Origin of the sequence: Ruminococcus sp. OA3 (genome assembly GCF_022440845.1) — a bacterium.
GTDB lineage: Bacteria > Bacillota > Clostridia > Lachnospirales > Lachnospiraceae > Ruminococcus_G.
The window spans coordinates 1,726,733-1,741,509 of the sequence record NZ_JAKNTO010000001.1; the positions used below are offsets into that span (position 1 = coordinate 1,726,733).

Below are 14,777 nucleotides of genomic sequence, written 5' to 3' on the forward strand. Positions count from 1 at the left end.
GCCTTATGAGTAGGGAGAAAGATATTGAAAAACTGCAGCTGCTGACAGGGGAGAGAGACGATGAATTGCTCTCTCTTTTACTGGACGACGCAGAGGAATATGTTCTTGCTTATACAAACCGGACGCAGCTTGTTGCAGGGCTTGAAAAAACTGTCCGTGATCTGGCGGTGATCGCCTTGAACCGGATGGGAACGGAAGGAGAATCTGGACGTTCAGAAGCCGGGGAGAGCTACAGCTTTGACAGTGCCCCGAAGCATATTTATGACACGTTGAACAGGTATCGGTTAGTGAGGTGTGGCGGCCATGCGCATGAAAAGAAGCAGGATTAAGACGTATTACCTGAAAAAACACCGGACAGAGAAAAACCCGGAATGCAGCACTGTGACCGTGTATGGTGATCCTGCTGCATTCCGCGGTGAGGTCTGGCCAGCAGGGGGGAAAGTGCAGGCAGAGCTGTACGGTGAGCGGTTGTCTTATATCCGGAATGTGAAGGTGGAAGGGAACTATACGATCCAACCTGATCAGGACGGGGTGCTGCATTATGTTTTTTCGGATGGGCTTGAGGTTGTGGAGTCCCACGGCCTGTGCCTGTATGTTGGGAAAGAGGCGGATCCGGATTATAAGATCATCGCGATCAAGCCCTATAAGCCGCTGCGATTGGAGGCGGAAAAGTTATGATCATCGGTCAGAAGGAGCTGGAAGCAAGACTGGACAAGTTGTCAAAAGCCGATCTGCGAAAGGGTGTTGGACAGTCGATCGCAAAAGTAAGAAGCGCGGCTAAAGAAGCGTGTAAAAGCAATACCGGAGAGTTAAGAAACAGCATTTTTGTATCCGTAGAAACAAGAGAAGAATCTGTTGTGGGAACCTGTTATACCAATAAAGCTTATGCTCCTTACGTAGAATTCGGTACTGGCCCTGTTGGACAGGACAACCACATAGGAATCTCACCGGATGTTGCGGTTACATACAGTCAAAAAGGATGGATGATCCCTGGTAATGCGATGGATCGTGATTACGCAGAGTCAAAAGGTCTTGGCGTTGTGGAAGGAAAAGATGGGGAAGTAATCGGCTATCTTACCAATGGGTCACCAGCCCGTCCGTTCATGTATCCCGCGCTGAAAAACAACGAAGATGAAATCGTCAATATCATAGCCGATGCAGTAAGGAGGCAGTTATGAAAAATGTAAAAGATCAGGTGGCTGATGCGCTCTGTACAGTCACAGATAACGTGTCAGATGCCTATCCGTCCGACTGGGCGCACTTTCCCGCAATTCAGTATACAGAGGAAGACAACTCTGTGTATGAACGGAGCTGTAACAAGGAGGATAAGGCAAAAGTGCGGTATCGGGTGGATATCTGGCATAATGAATCCACGTCAGCGTCTGCGCTTGCAGTGGATGACGCGGTGGCGGCACTGGGGCTTGTCCGGACGATGTGTCAGGATGTGCCGGATCCGTCCGGGCTGAAACATAAAGTCATGCGATATGAAGGGATCATTGATATGGTTTCTGACATCGTGTATTGGAATAATTAAAAGAAAAGAAAGGATGATGAACGATGTTAGCAAATGGTGCAACGTTAGGATTTAAGAAAAAGGGTGGAGAATCCTATACGGACCTTCCCGGGTTGAAAGAGATTCCGGATGTCGGTGTAGAACCCGAAAAAGCGGACAATACCTGTTTGACAGATCCACATAAAAAAAACGAGGCTGGAATCGGGGAACTCCCGGATATGGTCTACAAGTTCAAGTATGATAATACAGCAGCGAGTTCTCCTTATCGAGTAATGAGGAAAGCACAGGAGGATGGGGAGCTGCTGTCCTTCCAGGAGAAGCTTATGGACGGAACCACGACGGAATATGACGCACAGGTCGGCGTGAAGCGTACTGGTGGAGGTGTCAATGGTGTGATTGATTTTGAACTGACCATGTTCGTACAGAGCGATATTGTAATCACGGATCCAGCGTAAGGAGGTAACATATGGGAACATTTGATGGATTGAACGGATTGGATGAAGAAATCGGGGCAGAAGAGGAGACGAAAGTCGTTACGATTCCCGAACAGAAAAAACGCAGGCCGTTCCACTATTGGACGGTGGGCGGCAAAGAACACAGACTGAAGCTTACAGCAGCTATGATCTCGAAACTGGAAGGTAAGTACCGTACAAATGTCCTGAACCTGATTTCAGATGACGGATTACCACCCCTGTCGGTTATGCTGACCATTATTCAGGCAGCAATCACTCCGTGGGAACATGGCATTTCTTACGCGGATGTACAGCGGATCTATGATGCCTGGTGTGACGAGGGCGGTAATCAGATCGACCTGTTGTCGGATGTGATCATGCCGACGCTTACGGTGTCCGGTTTTTTTACCGAGAGCCAGGAACGGTCGATCGCGGAGAGCCTGAAGAATACGGAAGAGCTTCTGTAGCACTGGTTTCTGATATCCTGGATGAACTGTATCCTTATGCACTGGAGGCTGGCGTAACGGTATCTAGTTTCTGGGGTCTGTCCCTGATGGAGATCTACGATACCGTTGCGGCTTATAACCGCAAGGCAGAACGGGAATTTAAGCAAAAAGTAAAACAGAACTTTCTGCTTGCGGAAGTAATCGTAGCTGATCTGGGCTTGTCGCTCGATAAGAAACCGGCTCTTCAGCCGTGGGATTATTACCCCAGCATGTTCCAGGCAGAACGGGATCAGCATGAGAAATTAAGACAGATGGAAGAAATGGAACAGTATAAGGAACGCCGGCGCCAGTATGCCGGTGCATTAAACGCACAGAGACGGGGATAATCCTGTCTTTTTTGCGCGGGAAGGAGGTGACATATGGGAAAAGAACTGGAACGCCTGGAGGTTGTCATTGAGGCAAATCCTTCAAAACTCAAGCAAGGGGCGGAAAGCTCCAGGAAAAGCATCAAAGATATGGTATCCTCTATCAACCAGGCTATCGAAAAAATTAAAAGCCCGGTTAAAAAGATCATGGAAAATTCTCCGGAACTGACAAATATGAAAAACCTGATTGGCAGGGTATTTTCTGATCTGAAAGACGGGACCATTACTTCCGGCATTGCGGATGGCATCAAAGCCTATGTAAAAGAAGCACAGCTGGCTGCAGGCATTAAAGTGTACTCAGATGATTATCTGCAGCTGGAAAAGGATATCGAAGCGGCGGAGAACGCACTTGAGAAACTGGAAGCAAAAAAGGCAGCAATGACCGATTCTGAAATCCGTGAAGAATCAGCAGAGTACCGGGAGCTTGCGAAGTGTATCGCAACGGCGCAGAACCGCCTGAACGGGCTGGTCGCACGTCAGGATAAGATGAATGCCAATGGGGTCAGCCACAACAGTAAGAGCTGGAAGAACCTGCAGTACGATATGGAAGAAGCAAAGCGGACGCTTGCTGCCTATCAGGACGATGCGGACAACATGCGTGCAGACGGCAGTATGTATCAGCATACGAAGGCATGGAACGATGTAACGAATGCAATTGATCGCACCAGGAGCACCTTGAGGTCCTATCAGGCACAAAAAGCCAGCATGGCAGCCTCTGGTGCTGATACGGCATATACGAACCCGGGAAAACTGAGTTCTGGGAGCGGGCTGCAAAGTGCGGGTGCATCAATCACCTATCTGCCGACGAAGCTAAAAGAGATTCAGGGACGCGTAAACGAAACCATTAAGAGAATCCCGGTTATTGGCAGGGTTGCAAAAAATGCAGCCTATGTTGGGTCCAAAGCTTTTAACGGCATGAAGGCAGTATTTCAGAAAGTATCACCGGCAATACGTAAAGTAGCGGGTGTTTTCGGATCCCTCATACAAAAATTTAAAAGCGGCATTCCCCTTCTGAACCGAACAAAAAGTTCGATGAATGGACTGGGTGGACAGTCCCGGGGGCTTGGCAGTATCTTCCGGACACTGGGGATGACGGCGAAATTTATGTTCGCCAGCTTTGTGCTGCGCGGAGCAATGAACGGGGCAAAGGAAGGTTTCCAGAACCTTGCGCAATACAGTGGGCAGACGAATGCAAGCCTCTCTATGCTAATGTCATCCCTGACGCAGCTTAAGAATGCGCTTGCTGCAGCTTTTGCGCCGATCCTGAATGTTGTCGCGCCGATTCTGGATGCATTTATTCAGAAGATCATCTCTGTTGTCAATGTATTTGGCCAGTTGATGTCATCCCTGACCGGACAGGGCAGTTATGTAAAGGCCAGAAAGGTCAATCAGGATTACGCGGCCAGCATTGCGGACACATCCTCCAATATGGATGATTCGGTCAAGAGCACCGAAAAGGCTGCAAAAGAGAATGAGAAGTACCAGAAGACAGTCATGGGCTTTGACCAGCTCAATAAAATGGATGACCATTCGGGCGGTGACAGCAGTTCTCCAACCACGACCGGAATACCAGATAGCGGTGGGTTATCCCCTGCGGATATGTTTGAGATGGTGCCAGTGGAGAATAAGGTCAAAGGGCTTGCCGATAAGATCAAGGAAGCCTGGAAAAATGCGGACTTTACAGAGCTCGGCTCCATGCTGGGTAATAAACTCAATGCTGCGCTGGAGAGTATCCCCTGGGATAAGATCAAGAACACCTGTAATAAGATTGCCAAGAGTGTTGCAACGTTCTTAAATGGTTTTATTGAAACCACAGATTGGGGGCTGGTAGGCAGGACCCTTACAGAAGGTGTCAACACAGCCTTTGAAATGGTCAATACCTTCGCAACGAATTTTCACTGGGACAGCTTGGGGAAAGCTGCCGGTGATGGTATTAATGGTGCTCTTGGCAATCTCGACTGGGAGCTGATCCGCGGGACGGTACGAAATGTTGTTTCCGGCATTACGGAGACGCTGAATACATTTCTGACAACTGTTGACTGGAATCTTGTCGGTGTATCCTTCGGACAGGGCATCAATACGCTGATTGATATCGGTTATACTTTTGTCACGACGTTTGACTGGGCAAAATTTGGTCTTGCAATCGCGGAAAGCATTAACGGTGCGATCAGCACGATTGACTGGGCGAAAGCGGCACAAACGGCCTCAGGAGCGATTAAAGGGATTTTAGATGCATTTATAACAGCACTTGAAAATGTCGACTGGAAACAGTTGGGAGAAAAAGTAAAAGAATTTCTTGTTAACGTGGACTGGGCTGGAATCATCAGTCGCATCTGCCAGCTGATCGGTGCAGCAGCAGGAGGCTTGGCGTCATTTATTGGAGGACTTCTTGGCGATGCGGTAAAAGGAGCAGTGGCTCATTTCCAGCAAAATGTGCAGGAGTGCGGCGGGAGCGTTATACTTGGTATCCTAAAAGGTATTGTAGATGCGCTTGTCGGAATCGGGGAATGGGTATATAACAATATCTTTAAACCAATCATTGATGGATTTAAGAATGCTTTTGGTATTCACAGTCCTTCAACAGTTATGGCAGAGCAGGGCGGTAATATCATTTCTGGTCTGCTCGGTGGAATCACAGGTGCGATCGGAAGTGTGATCACTTGGTTTACGCAACTTCCAGGTAAGATCAAGGAAGCGCTTGGAAACGCAAAAGACTGGCTGGTACAAAAAGGTAAGGATGCGATTGACGGGCTGAAAAATGGTTGGAATGCGGTCAAAGAAAGTAAACTGGGTCAGACAGTTTCTAAGATCGGATCCTTTGTGAAGCAGAAAGCCGGCGATGCAAAAAACTGGATCAAAGAAAAGGGCTCCAATGCCATTGAAGGCTTGAAGAATGGATGGGAGTCCGTGAAAAGCGGATCCTTCCTGAACAAGGTCAAAGATATCGGCGGGGAAGTCTTTACCAAGATTGGTGATATCAAGGGCAAAACCAACGGCAAAGGTAAGGACATCGTGATCGGCCTGAGAACCGGCTATGAGGGAACAAAGCAGAGCGGGTTATTGTCCAAAACGGCGAAACTGAAAGAAGATGTTCATAAAAGTATTGGTGATATCAAAAGCAAAGTGAAACCAAAAGGCAGGGATATCGTTACGGGCATGCAAGACGGGCTTGTAGCAGCATGGCCCTCGCTAAGGAACTGGCTGCAGTCTGTGCCAAATAAAATATTGTCATCAGTCGGAAGCTTATACGGGACGGGAAGATACCTGATGCAGTCGTTTGTTGACGGAATGCAGAGTGTGCATATTCCAACACCCCATATGTATATCGCGTCCTGGAATACACATGACCTGGGAGATGGAGGATCTTATTCTACCCCGAATATGGGCGTACAGTGGTATGCTGGCGGCGGATTTCCACGTGCTGGGGAAATGTTTATTGCAAATGAAAACGGCCCGGAAATGCTCGGTAAAATGGGGAATCGTAACGTAGTTGCAAACAATAACCAGATTACGGACGGTATCGCGAAGGCGGTCGGTCCTGCGGTCTATGATGCGGTTGTGGATGCTTATATGGCGGTCAATACCAGGTCAGGGGCAAATGATCCGGCGCCGGTATTGGAATTCACTTTTGTTTGTGGCCCGGAAACAATTTATCGGATGGCAAAAGAAGGAAAGGTAAAACGTGACAGGAGATTTGAAGTCTGTGAAACCATGTGAGGGAGGCTGATGATGTGGCAAACGTAAATATACTGGAAGTGGATGGACAGAAGCTGCCGAAAGAACCTTCCTCTATGGAGTGGGGACTTATGGATATTTCGGGATCGGATGCCGGCAGAACGGATGATACCGTCATGCATAAGAATCGTATCGGGCAGAAACGAACAATCCCATTATCCTGGATCAATCTGGATCCTGATACGATTCATGAGCTTTTGGTGATGTTTAATCCTGAATATGTAAATGTGAAATATTATGATCCACTGGATGGACATACATCAACCCGGACGTTTTATACCGGGGATAAGAAAGCACCGTTAAAAATGTGGACAGTTGGGAGAAAGCGATATTCCCAACTGTCTTTTGACTTAATCGAGAGGTAAGACAGCCATGATAAACACAACAACCGAATTCAAACAGGCAATGGAGCAAAACAACGTATGTGCTTCCAAAGCTACGATATTATTAAAAAATGGAACACTTCTCGACATTCCCAATAGCAAAATCAGCCAGGGCGGCATCAAGATTGAGGATGCCACGAGCAGCACGAGTAGCTTTGACATCGGGTCTGCAATCATCAATAAACTGACCATCAGCCTCAACAACATGTATGATGAGTTTTCTGATTATGATTTTACAGATGCAGTGATCACAGTCTGGGTAGGCAAGCAGTTGCCAGAACGGATGGAGTGGCTGAAAAAAGGGGTCTACAACACTGATGACCCGACGGCAACCCCATCTATATTGACCCTGGAAGCACTGGACAACATGAGTAAGTTCGATGTGGTGTATGATGGCAAACTGACGTTTCCGGCGACACTACAGACGATCGTCCAGTATTGCTGTGAGCGCTGCGGAGTAACGATGATCAGCGGGCAATTTCCAAACTATAATTACAGCGTTGCCAAAAATCCATTTGATGACAACTCCAATATCACTTACCGGGCAATCCTTGCCTACTGTGCACAGATCGCGGGATGCTATGCGAGATGCAACTCAGACGGGAACTTGGAACTGAAATGGTATGATACGGCTGCGTTTGATGGGATTATTGATGGTGGTGTATTCGATCAGACTACGGAACCCAGCTACCAGACTGGGGACGATCTGGATGGTGGAAATTTCACGGATTATTCCAGTGGTGATAGTGCTGATGGAGGGAACTTCACGGATCCGTTACCATACCACCATATATATAGCCTGGCGTCATTGTCGGTATCCACCGAGGACGTGATGATCACCGGGATCCGGGTGACGGCTGCTGACAGTGAGGACGCCGAAGGGAAGAAACTCGAGGGTGAGACTTACCTGTGTGGTGTCGAGGGTTATATTCTTGCAATCAAAGGAAATCCACTGATTGAGTATGGGCGTGCGAAGGAGGTCGCGGATTTTCTGGGCGCGCGGATTGCAGGGATGCGGTTTCGTCCACTTACGGCAAGCTGTCTCGGGGATCCCAGCATGGAGGCGGGAGACGCTGCGGTTGTGACGGACCGCAAGGGTAACAGCTATTATACCTACCTTACAAACATCAGCTATAGCACCGGCAACTACGCAAGTATCTCCTGTGACGCGGAGCCGGCAGCCAGGCACAGTGCGGACCGGTATAGCGAAGTTGAGAAGATCGTCGGGGAGATTAAGAAGGACAGCCAGTTTCAGCTGTCGGAATATGCAAAATATGTGGAGCAGATGAACTCCTTAGCTATTAACGCGATGGGTTATTATGAGACGAATGAGACGCAGAGTGATGGCAGTACTATTAATTACATGCATGACAAGCCGGTGTTATCGCAGAGCACGATTATCTATAAAAAGAGCATTGATGGATTTTTTATATCCCGGGATGGTGGCCAGACGTATGTAGGTGGTATGGACAAGAATGCCAATATCGTCGCGAATGTGATTGCTGCGATTGGGATCAGTTTTGACTGGGCCAGTGGCGGGACGTTGACATTAGGTGGGAAAGATAATGTGAATGGAATACTAAGTATTCTGAGAGCTGATGGACGACAGGCGGGGAAATGGGACAAAGACGGTCTTGATGTTTCTGGGTTGATTCATATAACCGGTGGAGGATCAATAGGACGTTGGAATTTTAATTCAGATGGAACATTGACTGCTGAAAGAACAAATGCTGGAATAACATATCGGACAACAATTGCACCAGCATACCGAACAGCAGACACAACGATCGATGTTTTGACAGTTGAAGAAATTTCCTCAGGAAATACAAAAAAGATGATGATCGATAATACCGGGGATGTGGCCTATATGGTCATTGACAGTAGTGGAAATGAAAACAGACTTTTTAATTTGAGCATAAGTGATATAAGCTGTCAGCTTATAAGTAGCGCGCTTAATGCCTGGATTCATCAGTTGCATTTATATGGAAATTTAACCTCAGAGGGAGCAAACAACACTTTCAACGGCAACGTGCATGTTGGTGGTAAATTTACAGTTGCAGGTAGTAAAAACCGATGTGTTAAGACGGAACATTATGGGGAAGTCCTGTTAAATGCATATGAAACAGCAAGCCCGATTTTTGGTGATTTGGGTTATGGAAAAATTGAGGCATCCGGAGAATGTATCATAAGCATTGATCCGGTTTTCTTAGAAACGATTGCATCTGGTTATTTCGTATTTTTGCAGTCACATTCTGAAAATAATGTATACGTTAAGGAAAAGATGTATGACCACTTTGTTGTTTGTGGCCAACCTGACACAGAATTTGAATGGGAATTAAAGGCACCTCAAAAGGGATATGAACATGCAAGGCTTGAACGTATGATAGGAGGCAAGTAAATGGCAATCAGAAATAGAAGAGGATTAAAAGAAGCATTTATCCCGTCAAGGCTCCTGCCGGGCGAATTTGCGGTGGCGACCGATACCGGCAATGCCTGGTACTGCTATGCAGCGGGTCAGGTAAATCTGATTGCCACTGCCAAGGATATCAACACAATAAAAGCGGAAGCAGAATCTTATCAGGAAGCTCAGCAGATCATCCTTGACCGGATTGAGCAGAGTATTGTGGCTACGAATGCAGATCTTGGAAATGTCAAAGAAGAAGTGCTGAGCCAGATCAATCAGGAACTGGATGCGCTTGACGGTAGAGTTCGTACCAACACAACCGATATCACAGAGCTGAAAAACGGCGCCGGGAAATACCCGATTGCGTCAGAGGCAGAGGCTTTGGCTGGCACCGCAAATGACAAGCTGATGTCACCGCTCAGAACTAAACAATACGTAGTTGAAAAAATGAAGGATGCTGTTACCTACCCCATCGCTACCGAATTAGAAGCGATTGCGGGTATTTCAGATCAAGTGCTGATGACGCCTTTAAAGGTGGCAAGGTACTGTGAAGAGAACGGAACCGGAGGAGGCGGGGGCGGCGGATCTACAATTCCCATTATGAACAGTTCTTTTGAGGGCGGTTCTTTTGCGGCCGGGACAGAAGTGGAGATCCGGTATCGGTGGTCATCTCCCAATGAGGGATACGGCATTCTGCATGTGCTGCTCAATAACGTCGAAATCATCACAGAGGAAGTCCAGCAGGGACTCAACCGTGTGGTAATCCCAGGCCAGGTTAAGGGCAACTATACCGTGCTGATGTATGTAACGGACAGGGGCGGGCTGACCACGGACCGGCTGACCTTCACGCTCAAGGTTGGTGGGCTTGATATCACAAGCACATTTGATGACAGCCAGGATTTTACGATCAAATCCGTTATCCGGATACCGGTTACTATTGACACTATCAGCTTAGATCCAATCTATATTAATACAACCATTGATAGCTCTGTCACCCGGTCCTCTGGGCAGCAGGGCTATAATATTGTGCAGCTTCCGACTCTTACGGCTGGCGCACACAAGGTCAGCATCCAGGCGGAGTCCGGGACTTATATTTCCAATATCTTATCCTACAACATCGTGATTGAGGACGCCGACACGCTGACGATCATCTGCGATTATGATGTGGAGCAGGTGAGTTACCGGGACCTGGTGGAGATCCCGTACCGGGTAAGTCTTAAGGGCGTCGATAAGTTTTCGGCAATCTACAAAGTCGATGGAACAGCCGTCAAAACACTCGAGATCAAATCAGGCACCAACATCTGGTCAACCCGTGACCTGGAAGTCGGGGACCATGTGCTGCGGATTGAAGTAGCAACGCTGGACGGTAGCAAGACGGCTGCCGTGGAAAAATCCCTGCGGGTCAATGCATCCAGTTATACACCCCTGCAGCCGGTTACAGATGCATCACTGCTCTGCTGGTTTGATGCAACCGGACGCACCAATCAGGATACAGATCGGGATGCCTGGACAGATAAATCCGGCAACGACACCGTGGCAAATTTGGTGGACTTTAACTGGGGCAGCAATAATGGCTGGGTAGATAATGCCCTGAAGTGTAATGGCGGGTCCTATGTAGAGATCGACCTACAGGCGCTCAAAGACAATGCGCCATACGGCCTGACGGTAGATGTAAAATTCCGCACCCGTGACAGCGGCGATGAGCTGGACTGTGTACTGGACATGAGAGGCAGTGACAGCAACAGTAAAGGTTGCGCAGTGGATACTGGAAATATGTATCTTAATTCCGGGACCACGAAAGTAAAATCGACTGTGCTGGAAGAAGAAATCTCTAGGGCAACCTTTGTGATCGACAGGCAAAATAAACTTGCGAAAGTGTATAATAATGCCGTACTGACAGAGGCTTTTATCATCCAGGCGAATGAAGATTTTACGAATAACGGTAAAATCTATCTGAACGCCCGTCTTGCCACGGTATCAGGAGCATGGGGGCCTGCTTATTTTGGAGACTGCGAGATTTACAGTATTCGTGTGTATGAGCGTGCTTTGGAAGCAGACGAGATTGTCCAGAACCACATCGCGGATATCCCGGATCTCGTCGAGCAGGAGGAGAAATACCGGCTGAACTACCAGAACATGATGCCGACCATGTATTTTTATGGTGATACCAGCGCCATGACCAAGGATAACAAAGTTCCGCTTCGGATCCGGTATATCAGCACGGACAGTAATAAGTATGGGGAGAGCTTCGACTTGCCCGCCTGCTCAGTCAGCTGGCAGGGTACATCGTCGCTGCAATATGCCGTCAAGAACTATAAAATTCGCCTGCGTGATCAGGATGGCAGTAAGGTCAAATACAGCCCATTCCCGGACGGTATCCTGGAAGACACGTTCTGTTTAAAGGCAGACTACATGGAGAGCAGCCACGCCAACAATACCGGTATGGCGCGCTTTATCAACGACTGCTTGTATGACGAACCGGTTCCGCCGCAGGAGACAAATACCAATGTGCGGACAACCATTGATGGATTTCCGATGCAGCTCTATATTGCACAGAGCAATGATACAACGCCGGTCTATATGGGAGTGTTCAATTTCAACCTGGACAAAGGCTGCAATGACAGTTTTGGATTTGATGAGAACACCATCAGCTTTGAGGTTGCATCCAACTCCGACACCAGCGCGGGAGCATTCAAGGACGATTCGGATGCCTCCATGCGACAAGACTTTGAGCTGCGGTATCCAGATGAAGATGATTGCACAATCGAACAGGTTGACGCGGCTTACACCAAAATGAAACGGGTAGTTACATGGGTGAAAAACAGTACGGAGGAGACCTTTGCGGCTGAAGTAGAGCAGTATTTTAATAAAGAGTATCTATTAAAATATTACCTGCAGGTCCATCTCTTCGGCATGGTCGATAACCTGGGTAAAAACATGATGCTGACTACGTGGGACGGACAGATCTGGTATCCACAGTTCTATGATATGGATACGCAGCTGGGACTGGATAACACAGGATACCTTGAATTTTTAAGCGATATCGATGTAGTAGCCGGGGTCTATAATACCTCCGGATCTAAGCTCTGGACGATGGTGGCAACGGTGTTCGCTTACGAACTGGCTGAGAAGTATAAGACCATGCGGGCGTCCCGGTATACATTGGATAACATCCTGTCTTATTGGTACGGCGATCAGGTGGCTAAGATTGGGGAACGCCAATATAACGCCGACATGGAAGCCAAGTATATCCAGTTTAAAAGCGATTATCTTTTCATGCTGCATGGGCGCCGTTATGAGCATATGAAACGTTGGATTACAGAGCGGCTACTGTACCTGGATACTATCTATGGGTATGAGGCAGATACCAGGCAGTCGATTACAATTAGGGCGAATAAGTCGGGAAGCGTGTATTTGATTATTGATACATACAGCCCGCAGTATCTCCGGATTGTATGGCGAAATGGTGTGGAGCAGAAACTGAAGGTTGGCCGGGACAGCAACGGAAATATGACATCTACAAGGTTTTCAGCAACTTTGGCAACCAGTACAGATCAGGAAATCATTATTTATAATGCCCGGCAGATTAAGAGAATTGCTAACATCGCAGCGTTGAATCCATCTGTGCTAAATATGGTCGAAGCAACAAAACTGGTGGAACTTGATTGCCAGAAGGCAACGCTGCTTGCGGATGTGCGATTATCAGCAAATAATAGATTTTTAAGAAAACTTAACCTGACGGGATGTACGTTACTCGGGACGGCTTCAGGCGGCGGCAACACCCTGGATTTATCCAGTGTTTACAATATGCGTGAGTTAAATCTAAGCGGTACAGCATTGGAAAGTGTAATATTCCCGACAGACGGAAGTAATTACACAACCATAATTTTACCAACAACATTAAAATCTGTAGATGTGCAGAATATGCCAATGCTAGTGAAGCTGGCAACAAATTCATCTACGGGAGTCTTATCAACAAATAATTTGACTTTGCTAAAAATTATTAACTGTCCTAAGGTTAATTTTCCGACCGCGGGCAATATAAAAGCAGAATCTGTGTGGATAGAAAATTCAATAGCATCTTTTGGCTCACCTGTTATTGGTGATGGGACTATAGAGGTTAAGTCAGTTATTATCAAGAGTACCATACCCCATATTCCGCGGATTACTGTGAATGGGAAATATGCGTCTAATGTTCCGAGTATGGAAAAACTGGAGATTAATTGCAACGTGAGGGAAGTTGTATTAACAAAAGTAGGGTTTACCGGGCCTCAGATTCTTGATTTCAGTGGAATTGCAAATGACTTTAGTTTGGTCATAGAAGATTTTGCAAATATTGAAAAGGTAATATTACCAACAAGTTTAAAAGGCATTGGAATATTGAAAAGTGCGTCTAAAAGTCTTTCAGGAAATATTGCGTTTCCAGACAACCTTAAACAGTATTCTGTTTGCCTTACCGGTCATGAACAGGATGAAATCATTGATTTTAGTTCTGTTTTAATCACAGACTATTTATCATTGGATAGTATTGATCCTCAAAAAGAGGTACTGATAAATGTAGATTTAACACAGGCACGGACGGGGCGCTGGTTGACTGGTGCCCCTCAAGAAACAGCGGATTATCTGCGTATTGAATCGAATAATGTTTCTGGAAATATCAAGTATGCTGACAGATTTTTGATGCCTTATTCTTCAGCAGATATAAGAAAAACTGTAACGGATGAAAGATTGGCGCAGATTAATTTTGACACATCTGCTTCGGAAAGCTTTTTATATGCATTTCGGTATATGAAATTGATTACACGGATTCCTGATCTTGATGCTTCAAATGTAACGAGGTTTAGCAACATGTGTGCTGGATGTGATGAGCTGGTTGATATCTCTAATCTAAACACATCAAATGGGGAGGACTTTAGCTACATGTTTGCCGCATGCGAGAGCCTGATTACAATTCCGCCAATGGATGTATCGAAAGGAATAAGTTTCGAAAGAATGTTTAATACTTGTCCAAAGTTAGAAAATGTTTCCAGGCTAAATACTCTGGCTGGCGAAAAATTTGCGTATATGTTTTATGGGTGTTCACGTCTTACGTCAATAGGAGGAATTAATTTTACAAATATGCTGTCAACAGGTCTCGGACCCAATAGTCTGTTTTACCAATGTTCCAGCCTTGAAAATGTTGTTTTTGAAGGAGCCGTCAATAAGAATATGGCGTCTACAAATTACCAGACATATTTATATAATACAAAATTATCTCCAGAATCTGTAGCTTCACTCGTAGCCGCGCTGGAGGACTATTCTGATTCAACGGCAGTCACACTGAGAATCGGCTCAACCGGTTACGCCAACCTCACCGACGAACTAAAAGCCGCGGCGGCAGCCAAAAACTGGACACTGACGTCATAAAGGGTATGCAATA

The 14,777-nt window shown here is 46.8% G+C and carries 11 protein-coding genes; all 11 read left to right on the forward strand.

Annotation, left to right across the window (positions count from 1 at the left end; all coding sequences use genetic code 11):
• Positions 1-5 precede the first annotated feature (5 nt).
• On the forward strand, positions 6-329 hold the full coding sequence (locus tag MCG98_RS07870; RefSeq protein ID WP_240301474.1) for a phage head-tail connector protein: 324 nt from the start codon (positions 6-8) through the stop codon (positions 327-329).
• On the forward strand, positions 310-678 hold the full coding sequence (locus MCG98_RS07875; protein ID WP_240301475.1) for a hypothetical protein: 369 nt from the start codon (positions 310-312) through the stop codon (positions 676-678). Before MCG98_RS07870 ends, MCG98_RS07875 begins: the two co-directional genes overlap by 20 nt.
• A complete protein-coding gene (locus tag MCG98_RS07880) occupies positions 675-1,178 on the forward strand; it encodes an HK97-gp10 family putative phage morphogenesis protein (RefSeq protein ID WP_240301476.1) in 504 nt (167 codons plus the stop codon). The genes MCG98_RS07875 and MCG98_RS07880 overlap by 4 nt, the downstream gene beginning before the upstream one ends.
• Positions 1,175-1,534 (forward strand): hypothetical protein, encoded by a 360-nt coding sequence (locus MCG98_RS07885; protein ID WP_240301477.1) that lies wholly within the window; start codon positions 1,175-1,177, stop codon positions 1,532-1,534. Before MCG98_RS07880 ends, MCG98_RS07885 begins: the two co-directional genes overlap by 4 nt.
• Positions 1,535-1,557: 23 nt before the next feature.
• Positions 1,558-1,968, forward strand: a complete 411-nt coding sequence (locus MCG98_RS07890; RefSeq protein ID WP_240301478.1) for a phage tail protein — start codon at positions 1,558-1,560, stop codon at positions 1,966-1,968.
• 11 nt (positions 1,969-1,979) lie between these two features.
• Positions 1,980-2,432: a DUF6096 family protein gene (locus MCG98_RS07895; RefSeq protein ID WP_240301479.1), complete on the forward strand. Its 453-nt coding sequence runs from the start codon at positions 1,980-1,982 to the stop codon at positions 2,430-2,432.
• 86 nt (positions 2,433-2,518) lie between these two features.
• The gene (locus MCG98_RS07900; RefSeq protein WP_240301480.1) at positions 2,519-2,797 is read left to right on the forward strand and encodes a hypothetical protein; all 279 of its coding nucleotides are present in this window, start codon (positions 2,519-2,521) and stop codon (positions 2,795-2,797) included.
• A gap of 33 nt (positions 2,798-2,830) precedes the next feature.
• On the forward strand, positions 2,831-6,553 hold the full coding sequence (locus MCG98_RS07905) for a hypothetical protein (RefSeq protein WP_240301481.1): 3,723 nt from the start codon (positions 2,831-2,833) through the stop codon (positions 6,551-6,553).
• A gap of 14 nt (positions 6,554-6,567) precedes the next feature.
• On the forward strand, positions 6,568-6,936 hold the full coding sequence (locus MCG98_RS07910; protein ID WP_240301482.1) for a DUF6711 family protein: 369 nt from the start codon (positions 6,568-6,570) through the stop codon (positions 6,934-6,936).
• 7 nt (positions 6,937-6,943) lie between these two features.
• Positions 6,944-9,352, forward strand: coding sequence for a hypothetical protein (locus MCG98_RS07915; protein ID WP_240301483.1), 2,409 nt, complete (start codon positions 6,944-6,946; stop codon positions 9,350-9,352).
• Positions 9,353-14,764, forward strand: a complete 5,412-nt coding sequence (locus MCG98_RS07920) for a DUF285 domain-containing protein (protein WP_240301484.1) — start codon at positions 9,353-9,355, stop codon at positions 14,762-14,764.
• The last annotated feature ends 13 nt before the right edge of the window (positions 14,765-14,777 follow it).